Here is a 16,971-nt window from a genome sequence, read left to right as displayed (position 1 = left end):
TATACCCTTTTTTCTGAAAAAAAGAAAAAAGGACTTTATTTTTTCAAAAATATAATACAGTTTGAAGAAAAATATAGACTGTTTTAGAAAAGAAAGTGTAAAAATAGGGATTTTTCGCTTGTTGAAATCGGTTACTGTATGGTATACTTGTCTCATGAATGTAACAGATGACTGTTACTAGAAAGAAAAAAGAGGACATTAACATGGTTGTTAAGACAGTTGTTGAAGCACAAGATATTTTTGATAAAGCTTGGGAAGGCTTCAAAGGCGTAGATTGGAAAGAAAAAGCAAGTGTATCACGCTTCGTACAAGCTAACTACACACCTTACGATGGAGACGAAAGCTTCCTTGCAGGACCAACAGAACGTTCACTTCACATCAAAAAAATTGTAGAAGAAACTAAAGCACACTACGAAGAAACTCGTTTCCCAATGGACACTCGTCCAACATCTATCGCTGATATCCCAGCAGGATTTATCGATAAAGAAAACGAAGTTATCTTTGGTATCCAAAATGACGAACTCTTCAAATTGAACTTCATGCCAAAAGGTGGTATCCGTATGGCTGAAACTACTTTGAAGGAAAATGGATACGAACCAGACCCAGCTGTTCACGAAATCTTCACTAAATACGTAACAACAGTTAACGACGGTATTTTCCGTGCCTACACTTCAAATATTCGTCGCGCTCGTCACGCACACACTGTAACTGGTCTTCCAGATGCATACTCACGCGGACGTATCATCGGTGTTTACGCACGTCTTGCTCTTTACGGTGCAGACTACTTGATGCAAGAAAAAGTAAACGACTGGAACGCAATTGAAGAAATCGATGAAGAAACAATCCGTCTTCGTGAAGAAATCAACCTTCAATACCAAGCGTTGCAACAAGTTGTTCGCTTGGGTGACCTTTACGGAGTTGATGTTCGCAAACCAGCGATGAACGTTAAAGAAGCTATCCAATGGGTTAACATCGCCTTCATGTCTGTCTGCCGTGTTATCAACGGTGCTGCTACATCTCTAGGTCGTGTGCCAATCGTATTGGATATCTTTGCAGAACGTGACCTTGCTCGTGGTACATTTACTGAATCAGAAATCCAAGAATTCGTTGATGATTTCGTTATGAAACTTCGTACAGTTAAATTTGCTCGTACAAAAGCTTACGACCAATTGTACTCAGGTGACCCAACCTTCATCACAACTTCTATGGCTGGTATGGGTAACGACGGTCGTCACCGTGTTACTAAGATGGACTACCGTTTCTTGAACACTCTTGACAACATCGGTAACTCTCCAGAACCAAACTTGACAGTTCTTTGGACTGATAAATTGCCATACAACTTCCGTCGCTACTGTATGCACATGAGCCACAAACACTCTTCTATCCAATACGAAGGTGTAACAACAATGGCTAAAGACGGATATGGTGAAATGAGCTGTATCTCATGCTGTGTGTCTCCACTTGACCCAGAAAATGAAGAACAACGCCACAACATCCAGTACTTCGGTGCACGTGTAAACGTATTGAAAGCCCTTCTTACTGGTTTGAACGGTGGTTACGACGATGTTCACAAAGACTACAAAGTATTTGACATCGAACCAATCCGTGACGAAGTTCTTGAATTCGAATCAGTTAAAGCTAACTTTGAAAAATCTCTTGACTGGTTGACTGATACTTACGTAGATGCTTTGAACATCATTCACTACATGACTGATAAGTACAACTACGAAGCTGTTCAAATGGCATTCTTGCCAACTAAACAACGTGCCAACATGGGATTCGGTATCTGTGGATTTGCCAACACTGTTGATACATTGTCAGCTATCAAATACGCTACAGTTAAACCAATCCGTGATGAAAATGGCTACATCTATGATTACGAAACAATCGGTGAATACCCACGTTGGGGTGAAGATGACCCACGTTCAAACGAATTGGCAGAATGGTTGATCGAAGCTTACACAACTCGTCTACGTAGCCACAAACTTTACAAAGACGCTGAAGCTACAGTATCACTTTTGACAATCACATCTAACGTTGCTTACTCTAAACAAACTGGTAACTCACCAGTCCACAAAGGTGTATACCTCAACGAAGATGGTTCTGTGAACTTGTCTAAACTTGAATTCTTCTCACCAGGTGCTAACCCATCTAATAAAGCTAAAGGTGGATGGTTGCAAAACTTGAACTCACTTTCTAGCCTTGACTTTAGTTATGCAGCTGATGGTATCTCATTGACTACACAAGTATCACCTCGCGCTCTTGGTAAGACTCGTGACGAACAAGTTGATAACTTGGTAACAATCCTTGATGGTTACTTCGAAAACGGTGGACAACACGTTAACTTGAACGTTATGGACTTGAACGATGTTTACGAAAAAATCATGTCAGGCGAAGACGTTATCGTACGTATCTCTGGATACTGTGTAAACACTAAATACCTCACTCCAGAACAAAAAACTGAATTGACACAACGTGTCTTCCACGAAGTTCTTTCAATGGATGATGCCTTGGATGCGTTGAGCTAAGATTATATAAAATAATACAAAGAAGGACTAGTTAAAAGCTAGTTCTTCTTTTTTGGCTCTATAATATTTGTAGTGGGTAAATCCCCTATGGATATTATGGAGCCTATTTTGTTGTAGAAAAAAAGTCCCATATCATCTATAATGAAAAGCGACCAAACTATCATTAGAAAGAATCATATGGAACAATTACATTTTATCACAAAATTACTAGACATTAAAGACCCTAATATTCAAATTATAGATATCATCAATAGGGATACACTCAGGGAAATCATCGCCAAACTGAACTACGATGCCCCATCTTGTCCTGATTGTGGAAGTCAAATGAAGAAATATGACTTTCAAAAACCGTCTAAGATCCCTTACCTCGAAACAACTGGTATGCCTACTAGAATTCTCCTTAAAAAACACCCCAAAAGTTAGATTTTTTCTGTCTAACTTTTGGGGTGCAGTTCATCCTTAGTACATAACATTATCGAAGACGGAGATACGGAATCCTTGATTCGTAAGTATCTTCATTCAGGTGTTATCATTAACGGTCAGCGTCATAAAACGCTAGTTGGGACACCACAGGGAGGAAATTTATCTCCTCTCTTATCCAATATCATGCTTAATGAATTGGACAAGGAATTAGAAAAGAGGGGACTTCGATTTGTGCGCTACGCAGATGATTGTGTGATTACGGTCGGAAGCGAGGCTGCCGCTAAGCGTGTGATGTATTCAGTCAGTCGTTTTATTGAGAAACGGCTAGGTTTGAAAGTAAACATGACCAAGACTAAGATTACCAGACCAAGAGAGTTGAAATATCTAGGTTTTGGGTTCTGGAAATCATCAGACGGTTGGAAAAGTCGTCCACATCAAGATAGTGTTCGGAGATTTAAGCTTAAATCACAGAGGAAATGGAGTATAGACCTAACAAGACGTATTGAGCAACTGAATTTGTCTATTCGAGGATGGATAAACTATTTCTCATTGGGAAATATGAAAAGTATAGTCACTAGCATAGATGAGCGCTTGCCTACTCGCCTACGAGTGATTATCTGGAAGCAATGGAAGAAGAAATCTAGACGATTATGGGGATTGCTTAAGTTAGGGGTTCCTAAATGGATAGCAGATAAGGTATCTGGCTGGGGCGACCATTATCAATTAGTAGCTCAGAAGTCGGTACTTAAACGTGCGATATCAAAACCAGTCCTTGAAAAACGTGGACTGGTTTCGTGTTTGGATTATTACCTTGAACGACATGCGTTAAAAGTTAGTTGAACCGCCGTATGCCGAACGGCACGTACGGTGGTGTGAGAGGGGCTTCTAGCAAGTCTCCTGACCCTAGCAATTTTATATTTGATGTAAGAATGGCACCCTGATGTTTCAGGGTGTTTTTGCTTTTAAAAAAATATTGGTCAATTAAAGTCAAAATCCTTGACCTTTTTTGACTAATGTAGTATATTATGAACGTAAGGTAAATGAAAGCCTTACTAGAACACTTATTTAAAGTAAAGTAGAAAGAGGTGTGTCTATGTTTAATCTAGAAATCTTCAGAAGTAAAGATAGTCTACTCCTGCTTGAAAAAGAAAAACCAGAAATAGTACGTAGAGTAGCAATCTAGCTAGTCTAAATTTTTTAAAACAAAGGTCAAAGATAGTCAATATCAGTAATAATAAATAACAACAAGAGGTAAAGAATATGAATAACAACTTTAATAATTTTAACAACATGGATGATTTATTTAATCAATTGATGGGTGGTATGCGAGGATATAGTTCTGAAAATCGCCGTTACTTGATCAATGGACGTGAAGTCACACCTGAGGAATTTGCTCACTATCGTGCAACTGGTCAATTGCCAGGAAATGCAGAATCTGATGCGCAAATGCAACAACAGGCTTTAGGTATGAAACAAGATGGTGTCCTTGCTAAACTCGGTCGTAACTTGACATCAGAAGCACGTGAGGGCAAGCTGGATCCTGTTATCGGACGAAATAAGGAAATTCAAGAAACATCTGAAATCCTTTCACGCCGTACTAAGAACAATCCTGTTTTGGTCGGAGATGCAGGTGTTGGTAAGACAGCTGTTGTCGAAGGTCTAGCGCAAGCTATTGTGAATGGAGATGTTCCAGCTGCCATCAAGAACAAGGAAATTATTTCTATTGATATCTCAGGTCTTGAGGCTGGTACTCAATACCGTGGTAGCTTTGAAGAAAACGTTCAAAACTTGGTCAATGAAGTAAAAGAAGCAGGCAATATTATCCTCTTCTTTGATGAAATTCATCAAATTCTCGGTGCCGGTAGCACTGGTGGAGATAGTGGTTCTAAAGGGCTTGCGGATATTCTCAAGCCAGCTCTCTCTCGTGGTGAGTTGACAGTGATTGGGGCAACAACTCAAGACGAATACCGTAACACCATCTTGAAGAATGCTGCTCTTGCTCGTCGTTTCAACGAAGTCAAGGTCAATGCCCCTTCAGCAGAGGATACATATAAAATTCTTCAAGGAATTCGTGATCTCTATCAACAACACCACAATGTCATTTTGCCAGATGAAGTCTTGAAAGCAGCAGTGGATTATTCTGTTCAGTATATTCCTCAACGTAGCTTGCCAGATAAGGCTATCGACCTTGTCGATGTTACAGCAGCTCACTTGGCAGCTCAACATCCTGTAACTGATGTTCATGCTGTTGAACGTGAAATTGAGGCAGAAAAAGACAAGCAAGAAAAAGCAGTTGAGGCAGAAGATTTTGAAGCAGCTCTAAACTATAAAACACGCATTGCAGAATTAGAAAAGAAAATCGAAAACCACACAGAAGATATGAAGGTGACTGCAAGTGTCAACGATGTGGCTGAATCTGTGGAACGAATGACGGGAATCCCAGTGTCACAAATGGGAGCATCAGACATCGAACGTTTGAAAGATATGGCTCATCGTCTGCAAGACAAGGTGATTGGCCAAGACAAGGCAGTTGAAGCTGTAGCTCGTGCCATCCGTCGTAACCGTGCAGGTTTTGATGAAGGCAATCGCCCAATCGGTAGCTTCCTCTTTGTAGGACCAACTGGGGTTGGTAAGACAGAACTTGCTAAGCAATTGGCTCTCGATATGTTTGGAACTAAGGAAGCGATTATCCGTTTGGATATGTCTGAATATAGTGACCGCACAGCCGTATCTAAGCTAATTGGTACAACAGCAGGTTATGTAGGTTACGATGACAATAGCAATACCTTGACAGAACGTGTTCGTCGCAATCCATACTCTATCATTCTCTTGGACGAAATTGAAAAGGCTGACCCTCAAGTGATCACTCTTCTCCTCCAAGTCTTGGATGATGGTCGTTTGACAGATGGTCAAGGAAATACAGTGAACTTCAAGAACACTGTCATTATTGCGACATCAAATGCTGGATTTGGCTATGAAGCTAACTTGACAGAAGATGCAGATAAACCAGAATTGATGGATCGTTTGAAACCATTCTTCCGTCCAGAATTCCTTAACCGCTTTAACGCAGTTATTGAGTTCTCACACTTGACTAAGGAAGACCTTTCTAAGATTGTAGACTTGATGTTGGCTGAAGTCAACCAAACCTTGGCTAAGAAAGATATTGATTTGGTAGTCAGTCAAGCGGCTAAAGACTATATCACAGAAGAAGGTTATGACGAAGTCATGGGTGTTCGTCCGCTCCGTCGCGTGGTTGAACAAGAAATTCGTGATAAGGTGACAGACTTCCATTTGGATCACCTAGATGCCAAACACCTAGAAGCAGATATGGAAGATGGTGGTTTGGTTATTCGTGAGAAAGCTTAAGACAGAATTTTGAGCATAAAAAAGAAGGAACCAGCTGAAAAAAAACTGGTTCCTTTTTTTGTGTTTAGATGACATGGCGTTCAAAGGCATCATCTGAAATCCCTTGTTCTAGGATGAGTTTTGCCCATTCTTTAGCAGAAAAGAGGCTGTGGTCCTTATAGTTTCCGCAAGATTCGATGGTTGTACCAGGGACGTCTTCCCAAGTAGTAGTTTCAGCGATTTCCTTGAGCGAATCCTTGATAACAGCTGCGATTTCAGCACTAGTGTGACGTCCCCACATAATCATGTGGAAGCCTGTGCGGCAACCAAATGGTGAACAGTCAATCATACCGTCAATTCGGGTACGGATGAGTTTGGCTAAGAGGTGCTCGATAGTGTGAAGGCCAGCGGTAGGGATAGAGTCTTCGTTTGGTTGTACCAAGCGAATATCATAATTGGAGATAATGTCTCCCTTTGGTCCTGTTTCTTCCCCAATCAAGCGAACATAGGGTGCTTTAACAATGGTGTGGTCAAGTTCAAAACTTTCAACAATAACTTCTTTTGACATGGTAAATCCTTTCAGTTTTCTTCTTTCATTATAACACAAAGCTGGCTCCTGAGACAGAGAGAAAACCTCCCCGAGAGTGGAGAGGCTGCAATCTTTATTTACGATACAAGCGGTCGTATTGGTAGTAAGGGTCAAAGGTTACATTGATACCCAATTTGCGAAGGACATTCTTGTCTTCATCTGTCAAGATGATGGTTGAGTGAGCTTCGCTTCCTTTGAGGTTGCCAAGCTCTTCCATAGCGCGAGCAGCATCAGGATTTTCTGTGGCTGTGATAGCAAGAGCAATCAGGATTTCATTTGAATGCAGGCGTGGATTACGGCTACCTAGATGATCGATTTTGAGACCTTGGATTGGCTTGACAAGTTCAGGCTCGATTAGTTTTACTTCCTTAGCGATGTTAGCTGATTTCTTGATGGCGTTGATCAAGGCAGCGGCTGTAGGGCCAAAGAGCTCTGAGTTCTTACCAGTCACGATTTCACCACTTGGCAATTCAAGGGCTAGGGCTGGTCCGCCAGTTTCTTCTGCTTTTTGACGGGCGACGACAGCAACCTTACGGTCTGCAGGTGTGATGCCGAGGTCGTTCATAAGCAACTCAATTTTCTTGACAGCAGCTTCGCCAACTTTTTCAGCTTTAAAATCAAGAACAGTTTGATAGTAGCGACGGATGATTTCTTGTTTAGAAGCTTCGACAGCAGCCCCGTCATCTGTAATAGCGAAACCAACCATGTTGACCCCCATGTCTGTCGGTGAAGCGTATGGAGATTCACCGAGGATACGTTCCAACATGCGCTTGAGCACTGGGAAAATTTCGATATCACGGTTGTAGTTGACAGTGGTTTCTCCATAGGTTTGGAGATGGAAGGGGTCAATCATGTTGACATCGTCAAGGTCAGCTGTGGCAGCCTCGTAGGCCAAGTTAATAGGGTGATGAAGGGGAAGATTCCAAACTGGGAAGGTTTCAAATTTAGCGTAACCAGACTTGATACCATTGATTTGGTCGTGGTACATGTTTGACATACAAGTTGCCAATTTTCCAGAACCAGGACCAGGAGCAGTTACGACAATCAAGTTGCGACTGGTTTTGATGTAGTCGTTTTTTCCCATGCCTTCTGGAGAGATGATGTGATCCATATCCGTCGGATATCCTTTGATTGGATAGTGAAGATAAGAATCAATTCCGTTTTTCTCAAGTTGGTTGCGGAAGGCATCTGCAGCTGGTTGACCAGCGTACTGTGTGATGACAACGGAGCCAACAAAAATTCCCAATTCATTGAATTTGTCAATCAGACGAAGAACTTCTTGGTCATAAGAAATGCCCAAGTCACCACGTGCCTTGGAATGTTCGATGTTGCTAGCATTAATGGCAATCACAACCTCAACCTGCTCTTTCAATTCTTGCAAGAGTTTGATTTTATTGTCAGGCTCATAACCAGGAAGAACACGAGCAGCGTGGAAATCTTCTAACATTTTGCCACCAAACTCCAAGTAGAGCTTGCCGTCAAATTGGTTAATGCGCTCCAAAATGTGGTCGCGCTGTAGATTCAAATATTGTTCAGAACTAAAAGCTTGTTTTTTCATTTTTTTACCTCTGACCTCTATTATAATAAAAAATTGGAAGTTAGGAAACTATGGAGTTAAAAAAGGAATCAAAAAGATTAGGCAAACGCTTGCATAAAACTCTGAAAAGCGCTATCATAGACTATAGATTATGAAAATAATGAGGTAAGAAGATGCAAGAAAAATGGTGGCACAATGCCGTAGTCTATCAAGTCTATCCTAAGAGCTTTATGGATAGCAACGGAGATGGAATTGGCGATTTGCCAGGAATTACCAGTAAGTTAGACTATCTAGCCAAGTTAGGAATTACAGCGATTTGGCTTTCTCCTGTTTATGACAGTCCTATGGATGATAATGGATATGATATTGCTGATTATCAAGCGATTGCGGCTATTTTTGGGACCATGGAGGACATGGATCAACTAATCGCGGAAGCTAAGAAGCGTGATATTCGTATCATCATGGACTTGGTGGTCAATCATACCTCAGATGAACACGCTTGGTTTGTCGAGGCCTGTGAAAATCCTGACAGCCCTGAGCGAGACTACTATATCTGGCGGAATGAGCCTAACGATCTAGATTCTATCTTTAGTGGGTCTGCTTGGGAATATGATGAAAAGTCAGGTCAATACTATCTCCACTTTTTCAGTAAGAAACAGCCGGATCTCAACTGGGAAAATGAAAAACTTCGCCAGAAAATTTATGAGATGATGAACTTCTGGATTGATAAAGGGATTGGCGGTTTCCGTATGGATGTTATTGACATGATTGGCAAAATTCCTGACGAGAAAGTAGTCAATAATGGTCCTATGCTCCACCCTTATCTCAAGGAGATGAATCAGGCGACCTTTGGCGACAAAGATCTCTTGACAGTAGGGGAGACTTGGGGAGCAACGCCAGATATTGCCAAGCTCTACTCTAATCCAAAGGGGCAAGAATTGTCTATGGTCTTCCAGTTTGAACATATCGGTCTTCAGCATCAGGAAGGCCAGCCTAAATGGCACTATCAAAAAGAGCTGAATATAGCTAAGTTAAAAGAGATTTTCAACAAATGGCAGACAGAGTTAGGAGTTGAGGATGGCTGGAATTCGCTCTTCTGGAACAATCATGACCTTCCTCGTATCGTCTCAATCTGGGGAAATGACCAAGAATACCGCGAAAAATCTGCCAAAGCCTTTGCCATCTTGCTTCATCTCATGAGAGGGACTCCTTATATTTACCAAGGTGAGGAGATTGGCATGACCAACTATCCGTTTGAAACGCTGGACCAAGTAGAAGATATTGAATCCCTTAACTATGCGCGTGAAGCTCTTGAAAAAGGTGTTCCGCTGGAAGAAATCATGGACAGTATCCGTGTCATTGGACGTGACAATGCCCGTACCCCTATGCAATGGGACGAGAGCAAAAACGCTGGTTTCTCGACAGGTCAGCCTTGGTTGGCAGTCAATCCAAACTATGAAGTAATCAACGTTCAGAAAGCGCTGGCAAATCCATATTCTATTTTCTATACCTATCAGAAACTGGTTCAAATCCGTAAGGAGAACAGCTGGCTGATTCGAGCTGACTTTGAATTGCTTGATACGACTGATAAGGTTTTTGCCTATATCCGTAAAGATGGGGACCGTCGTTTCCTAGTTGTGGCTAACTTGTCCAATGAAGAACAAGACTTAACAGTAGAAGGAGACGTCAAGTCGGTCTTGATTGAAAATACCGCAGCTCAAGAAGTCTTTGAAAAACAAATCTTAGCTCCATGGGATGCTTTCTGTGTGGAAATGACTGACTAAAAAGTTAGAGAACAACTCAAAATTAAAAAGCTAGAGTTCCGCAAGTGGAAATCTCTAGCTTTTTTGTGGCTGAGAACTATTTTGTCTCAGGTTCTTTTTTTGGAGATAAGGGACTATTGTTCCAGACTCTTTTTATTTTGTGACAATTTCCCCCTATATCTCAGAGCATGATTTTATCAGAATAAAGAAGAAATTACTAACTTCCCAAACTAACTTCCACCTCTAGTACAAGTGGAAGTCACTTAAAGAAAAAATTAGCAATTTTCATCGCTTTTCTATTGCTTTATCTGTCAATATTTGTTATATTAAAAGTGTAATCATTTTTTTATAAACGTTAAGCATTGCACTTTTCAGATAGAAAGGAGTATTTTTCGAGTAAGAAATGTAAACGCTTACGAAAGTTGATGAAAGGAATTAGGGGTTAATGGATAAACGATTTTTTGAAAAACGCTGTACATACAGTATTCGTAAATTTGCACTAGGTGCTGCTTCAGTTATGATTGGAGCTAGTTTTTTTGCTACTGCTCCAGTAATGGCTAACACACCAACAGTTGGTTCAACAGATAATTTGCCAAGTGAGTTGGCTGATTTGGATAAAAAAGCGAGCGATAATGGACGAGAGTTCGATAAGGAAGCTGCAGCAGCAAATCCAGGTTCTGCTGAAACAACAGATGGACCAAAAACTGAAGAAGACTTATTATCTCTTGAAAAGGAAAACAAAGGAACTACTGACAAGTTGCCGAAAGAATTGGAAGGCAAAGTTGAAAAAGCTACTGATAATGGTAAAGAGATAAATAAAGACCAATTAGCACAAGATACTGGCAGTCTAGTTCCTGACGATGTTGCCAAAACAAAAAATGGAGAATTGAACTATGGCGCTACTGTTAAGATTAAGACTCCATCAGGAGAAGGTAGTGGTATTGTCATTGGCAAGGATCTTGTTTTGACTGTTTCTCACAACTTTATCAAGGATCAACAAGATGGAAATATTCGTAAGGTTGTGGATAATGATAAAGGGGATGGCGATATTTTTAGTATATCCTACCCTGGTTTAGATGATGTAAAATTTAGTAAAAAAGATGTGATTCACTGGGATCGGGACGGCTATCTAAAGGGTTATAAGAACGATTTGGCTCTTGTAAGATTGCGTACAGTTCTTGAAAATGCTCCTGTAGAAGTTACTGAAAAGCCAGTTGTTAAGAAAGTTGGGGATAAAGTCAATATGTTTGGCTATCCTGCTGGTAAGTTGTCACCAGTTATTAACCGTGCTGTAGATTTTGCTGAATCTTATGGTGAAGGAGTCCAAGGAGTTGGTTATCAAGGTGGACAACCAGGTGCTAGCGGTGGCGGTATCTTTGACACGGATGGTAAATTGATTGGTGTTCATCAAAATGGTGTGGTTGGAGTCCGTAGTGGAGGAATCCTTTTCTCCCCAGCTCAATTAAAATGGATCCAAGATCATATTAAGGGAATCTCTAGTTCAAAACCTGCGAATTTAGAGGAAACTGAAAAATCAGTTGAAGAAAAGCCAAAAGAAGATAAGCCGAAAGAAGAAAAACCAGCGACAGCTAAGCCAGAGACACCAAAGGAAGTCACTCCTGAATGGCAAACTGTAGCAAGAAAAGAACAGCAAGGAACTGTTGCAATTCGTGAAGAAAATGGTGTTAGATACAATAAGTTGTCTTCAACAGATCAAAATGACAATGCCGGCAAACCAGCCTTGTTTGAAAAACAAGGATTGACTGTGGATGCAAATGGTAATGCGAATGTAGATTTCACTTTCAAAGAAGAATCTGAAACAGGCAAATCACGTTTTGGTGTTTTCTTGAAATTTAAAGATACAAACAATAATGTCTTTGTTGGATACGACAAAGAAGGTTGGTTCTGGGAATACAAGACACCAGGTAATAGCACATGGTATCAGGGTGGTCGTGTTGCAGCTCCAGTAAATGGATCGGTGAATCATCTGACTATTAGCCTAAAATCAGATGGTCAGTTGAATGCAACAAATAATGATGTAAAACTTTTTGATACAGTTACTTTGCCAGCGGCTGTTAATGAAAATCTTAAAAATGAAAAGAAAATCCTACTTAAAGCTGGTACATATGGTACTGAAAAGACAGTTGTAAATATTAAGACTGACAATCAGGATGGAGTTCAAGCTACTGAAGCTACCGCTGAAAAAGAAACTGGAGCGGTAGTAGATGACAGTAAAGTGACTTACGATACCATCCAGTCTAAAGTACTAAAAGCGGTGATTGACCAAGCCTTTCCACGTGTTAAGGAATACACACTGAATGGCCATACTTTACCTGGACAGGTTCAACAGTTCAATCAAATATTTATCAATAACCACAAAATCACTCCTGAGGTTACTTATAAGAAAATTAATGAAACAACTGCTGAATATGAAATGAAACTCCGTGATGAAGCTAATCTTATCAATGCGGATATGACAGTTCGTCTGCAAGTTGTGGATAATCAATTGCACTTTGATGTGACCAAGATTGTCAACCACAATCAAGTCACTCCAGGTCAAAAGATTGATGACGAAAGAAAATTGCTTTCTACGATTAGTTTCCTTGGCAATGCTTTAGTCTCTGTTTCAAGTGACCAAGCTGGTGCTAAGTTTGATGGGGCAACCATGTCAAACAATACCCATGTCAGCGGGGATGATCATATTGAAGTAACTAATCCAATGAAGGACCTGGCTAAGGGTTACATGTATGGATTCGTTTCTACAGATAAGCTTGCTGCAGGTGTTTGGAGTAATTCTCAAAACAGCTACGGTGGTGGTTCTAATGACTGGACTCGTTTGACAGCTTATAAAGAAACAGTTGGAAATGCCAACTATGTCGGAATTCATAGTTCTGAATGGCAATGGGAAAAAGCTTATAAGGGCATTGTTTTCCCAGAATACACGAAAGAACTTCCAAGTGCCAAGGTTGTGATCACAGAAGATGCCAATGCGGATAAGAAAGTGGACTGGCAAGATGGTGCCATTGCTTATCGTAGCATTATGAACAACCCTCAAGGTTGGGAAAAAGTCAAGGATATCACTGCTTACCGTATCGCGATGAACTTTGGTTCACAAGCACAAAACCCATTCCTTATGACCTTGGATGGTATCAAGAAGATTAATCTCCATACAGATGGTCTCGGACAAGGTGTTCTCCTTAAAGGTTATGGTAGTGAAGGTCATGACTCTGGACACTTGAACTATGCTGATATTGGTAAACGTATTGGTGGTGTCGAAGACTTCAAGGCTTTGATTGAGAAAGCGAAGAAATATGGAGCTCATCTAGGTATTCACGTTAACGCTTCTGAAACTTATCCTGAGTCTAAATACTTTAACGAAAATATTCTTCGTAAGAATCCAGATGGGAGCTACAGCTATGGTTGGAACTGGCTAGACCAAGGTATCAACATTGATGCTGCTTATGATTTGGCGCATGGACGCTTAGCTCGCTGGGAAGAATTGAAAAATAAACTTGGTGAAGGCCTTGACTTTATCTATGTGGACGTTTGGGGCAATGGCCAATCAGGTGATAATGGAGCATGGGCTACCCACGTTCTTGCTAAAGAAATTAACAAACAAGGCTGGCGCTTTGCGATTGAGTGGGGCCATGGTGGTGAATACGACTCTACCTTCCAACACTGGGCAGCTGATTTGACCTATGGTGGCTACACTAATAAAGGTATCAACAGTGCCATCACACGCTTTATCCGCAACCACCAAAAAGATTCTTGGGTTGGGGATTACAGAAGTTACGGTGGTGCAGCCAACTATCCACTTCTAGGTGGTTACAGCATGAAAGATTTTGAAGGTTGGCAAGGAAGAAGTGACTACAATGGCTATGTAACCAACTTATTTGCTCATGATGTCATGACCAAGTACTTCCAACACTTTACTGTAAGTAAATGGGAAAATGGTACACCAGTCACCATGTCTGATAACGGTAGCACTTATAAATGGACTCCAGAAATGCGAGTGGAATTGGTAGATGCTGACAACAATAAGGTAGTTGTGACTCGTAAGTCAAATGATATTAATAGCCCACAATATCGTGAACGTACAGTAACACTTAACGGACGTGTCATCCAAGATGGTTCAGCTTACTTGACTCCTTGGAACTGGGATGCAAATGGTAAGAAACTTCCTACTGATAAGGAAAAGATGTACTACTTCAATACGCAAGCTGGTGCAACAACTTGGACACTTCCGAGTGATTGGGCAAATAGCAAGGTTTACCTTTACAAGCTAACTGACCAAGGTAAGACAGAAGAGCAAGAATTAACTGTAAAAGATGGCAAGATTACCCTAGACCTTCTAGCAAATCAACCATATGTTCTCTACCGTTCAAAACAAACTAATCCTGAAATGTCATGGAGTGAAGGTATGCATATCTATGACCAAGGATTTAACAGTGGAACTTTGAAACACTGGACTATTTCTGGCGATGCTTCTAAGGCAGAAATTGTCAAATCACAAGGCGCAAATGAAATGCTTCGTATCCAAGGCAATAAGAGCACAGTCAGCCTTACTCAGAAACTGACTGGCTTGAAACCAAATACTAAGTATGCCGTTTATGTTGGTGTTGATAACCGTAGTAATGCTAAGGCAAGTATCACAGTGAATACTGGTGAAAAAGAAGTGACTAGCTATACCAATAAGTCACTAGCTCTTAACTATGTTAAGGCCTATGCCCATAATACTCGTCGTGACAATGCTACAGTTGACGATACAAGTTACTTCCAAAACATGTATGCCTTCTTTACAACAGGTTCAGATGTATCAAATGTCACTCTTACTTTGAGTCGTGAAGCTGGTGATGAAGCAACTTACTTTGATGAAATTCGTACCTTTGAAAACAATTCAAGTATGTACGGAGATAATCATGATACAGCTAAAGGAACATTTAAACAAGACTTTGAAAATGTCGCTCAAGGTATTTTCCCATTTGTAATTGGTGGTATCGAAGGAGTTGAGGATAATCGTACTCACTTATCTGAAAAACATGATCCATATACACAACGTGATTGGAATGGTAAGAAAGTCGATGATGTTATCGAAGGAAATTGGTCATTGAAGACAAATGGGCTAGTTAGCCGTCGTAACTTGGTTTACCAAACAATTCCTCAAAACTTCCGTTTTGAAGCTGGTAAGACTTATCGTGTAACCTTTGAATACGAAGCGGGCTCTGACAATACCTATGCCTTTGTAGTCGGTAAGGGAGAATTCCAGTCAGGTCGTCGCGGTAATCAAGCAAGCAATTTGGAAATGCATGAATTGCCAAATACTTGGACAGATTCTAAGAAAGCTAAGAAGGTAACCTTCCTCGTAACAGGTGCAGAAACAGGCGATACTTGGGTTGGTATCTACTCAACTGGTAACGCAAGCAATACTCGTGGAGATTCTGGTGGAAATGCGAACTTCCGTGGTTACAATGACTTCATCATGGATAAACTTCAAATTGAGGAAGTCACTCTAACTGGTAAGATGTTGACAGAAAATGCTCTGAAGAACTATTTGCCAACGGTTGCCATGACCAACTATACTAAGGAATCTATGGATGCCTTGAAGGAAGCTGTCTTTAACCTCAGTCAAGCAGATGATGACATTAGTGTAGAAGAAGCGCGTGCTGAAATTGCTAAGATTGATGCTCTGAAGAATGCCTTGGTACAAAAGAAAACAGCCTTGGTAGCAGAAGACTTTGAAAGTTTGAATGCTCCAGCTCAAGCGGGAGAAGATTTGGCCAATGCCTTTGATGGTAACTTGTCAAGTCTATGGCATACGTCTTGGAATGGTGGAGATGTTGGCAAACCTGCAACCATGGTATTGAAAGAAGCAACAGAAATCACAGGCTTCCGTTATGTGCCACGTGGATCAGGATCAAATGGTAACTTGCGTGATGTGAAATTGGTTGTGACAGATGAGTCTGGTAAAGAACATACTTTCAATGCAACTGATTGGGCAGATAATAACAAATCAAAAGATATTAATTTTGGTAAAACAATCAAAGCTAAGAAAATTGTTTTGACAGGTACTAAGACTTATGGAGACGGTGGTGATAAATATCAAGCAGCTGCTGAACTTATCTTTAGTCGTCCACAGGTTGCAGAAACAGCTCTTGATTTGTCAGGTTATGAAACAGCTTTATCAAAAGCTCAAAAATTGACCAGCAAAGAGCATCAAGAGGAGGTAGCAAGTGTAGTAGCTAGCATGAAATATGCTACGGATAACCATCTCTTGACTGAAAGAATGGTTGCCTACTTTGCAGAATATCTCAACCAACTACAAGATCAGACTACTAAACCTGATGCTCCTACAAGTAGTAAAGGTGAAGAGGCAGCACCAATTCTTGAAGTGCCTGAGTATAAAGGTCCACTTGGAACAGCAGGTGAAGAAGAAGCACCAATACTAGCAACTCAGCCAGAATTTAATGGTGGCGTCAATGCGGTAGAAGCTTTGGTAAACGAAAAGCCAGCCTACACAGGACTATTGGCTACAGCAGGTGATCAAGCAGCACCAACTATTGAAAAACCTGAGTATCAGATTAGTCAATTGGGCCAAGGAAAACTTGCAGAATCTAAAACTTCAGTTCCAACAGAAGATCAGAAGAGATTGCCAGAAACAGGAGAAAGCCAATCTGATACAGCTATCTTCCTAGCTAGCGTCGGTCTTGCCTTATCAGCTGCTGTACTTGCAACAAAACGTAAAGAAAATTAAAGAAGACTGGATTTTAGAGTTTACCGGAACTAGAA

At 40.8% G+C, this 16,971-nt stretch carries 6 protein-coding genes and 2 pseudogenes; 6 read left to right on the top strand and 2 right to left on the bottom strand.

Annotated features, from left to right (window positions below):
- Positions 1–203: 203 nt before the first annotated feature.
- The 4 genes and pseudogenes from pflB (at position 204) to ACLV7W_RS09445 (ending at position 6,317) form a co-directional block, all read left to right on the top strand.
- A complete protein-coding gene (gene pflB / locus ACLV7W_RS09460; protein ID WP_000260631.1) occupies positions 204–2,528 on the top strand; it encodes a formate C-acetyltransferase in 2,325 nt (774 codons plus the stop codon).
- A 177-nt stretch (positions 2,529–2,705) separates the two neighbouring features.
- Positions 2,706–2,936 (top strand): annotated as a pseudogene (locus ACLV7W_RS09455) (transposase family protein); the annotation flags it as partial.
- A 48-nt stretch (positions 2,937–2,984) separates the two neighbouring features.
- Positions 2,985–3,791, top strand: a pseudogene (locus ACLV7W_RS09450) (reverse transcriptase domain-containing protein); the annotation flags it as partial.
- Positions 3,792–4,211: 420 nt separating this feature from the next.
- Positions 4,212–6,317 (top strand): ATP-dependent Clp protease ATP-binding subunit, encoded by a 2,106-nt coding sequence (locus tag ACLV7W_RS09445; protein WP_153209841.1) that lies wholly within the window; start codon positions 4,212–4,214, stop codon positions 6,315–6,317.
- 64 nt (positions 6,318–6,381) lie between these two features.
- On the opposite strand, the gene ACLV7W_RS09440 is transcribed toward ACLV7W_RS09445, so the two are convergent.
- Together ACLV7W_RS09440 and ACLV7W_RS09435 are read right to left on the bottom strand one after the other, a co-directional pair.
- Positions 6,382–6,864, bottom strand: a complete 483-nt coding sequence (locus ACLV7W_RS09440) for an S-ribosylhomocysteine lyase (protein WP_000032547.1) — start codon at positions 6,862–6,864, stop codon at positions 6,382–6,384.
- Between the two features lie 94 nt (positions 6,865–6,958).
- Positions 6,959–8,443 (bottom strand): DUF1846 domain-containing protein, encoded by a 1,485-nt coding sequence (locus ACLV7W_RS09435; protein ID WP_411865854.1) that lies wholly within the window; start codon positions 8,441–8,443, stop codon positions 6,959–6,961.
- 152 nt (positions 8,444–8,595) lie between these two features.
- On the opposite strand from ACLV7W_RS09435, the gene ACLV7W_RS09430 reads away from it, so the two are divergent.
- The gene (locus ACLV7W_RS09430) at positions 8,596–10,206 is read left to right on the top strand and encodes a glycoside hydrolase family 13 protein (protein WP_411865853.1); all 1,611 of its coding nucleotides are present in this window, start codon (positions 8,596–8,598) and stop codon (positions 10,204–10,206) included.
- A 424-nt stretch (positions 10,207–10,630) separates the two neighbouring features.
- On the top strand, positions 10,631–16,936 hold the full coding sequence (locus ACLV7W_RS09425; RefSeq protein ID WP_411865852.1) for a SpGH101 family endo-alpha-N-acetylgalactosaminidase: 6,306 nt from the start codon (positions 10,631–10,633) through the stop codon (positions 16,934–16,936).
- Positions 16,937–16,971 lie beyond the last annotated feature (35 nt).

The sequence above is a fragment of the Streptococcus mitis genome, assembly GCF_965111735.1.
In the GTDB taxonomy this organism is placed as follows: domain Bacteria; phylum Bacillota; class Bacilli; order Lactobacillales; family Streptococcaceae; genus Streptococcus; species Streptococcus mitis_DR.
This window is presented reverse-complemented; position numbering and strand designations above follow the sequence as displayed.

Excerpts from the sequence above, each read along its gene's own strand:
- pflB (WP_000260631.1), top strand. The coding sequence starts at position 204 with ATGGTTGTTAAGACAGTTGTTGAAGCACAAGATATTTTTGATAAAGCT.
- ACLV7W_RS09445 (WP_153209841.1), top strand. The coding sequence starts at position 4,212 with ATGAATAACAACTTTAATAATTTTAACAACATGGATGATTTATTTAAT.
- ACLV7W_RS09440 (WP_000032547.1), bottom strand. The coding sequence starts at position 6,864 with ATGTCAAAAGAAGTTATTGTTGAAAGTTTTGAACTTGACCACACCATT.
- ACLV7W_RS09435 (WP_411865854.1), bottom strand. The coding sequence starts at position 8,443 with ATGAAAAAACAAGCTTTTAGTTCTGAACAATATTTGAATCTACAGCGC.
- ACLV7W_RS09430 (WP_411865853.1), top strand. The coding sequence starts at position 8,596 with ATGCAAGAAAAATGGTGGCACAATGCCGTAGTCTATCAAGTCTATCCT.
- ACLV7W_RS09425 (WP_411865852.1), top strand. The coding sequence starts at position 10,631 with ATGGATAAACGATTTTTTGAAAAACGCTGTACATACAGTATTCGTAAA.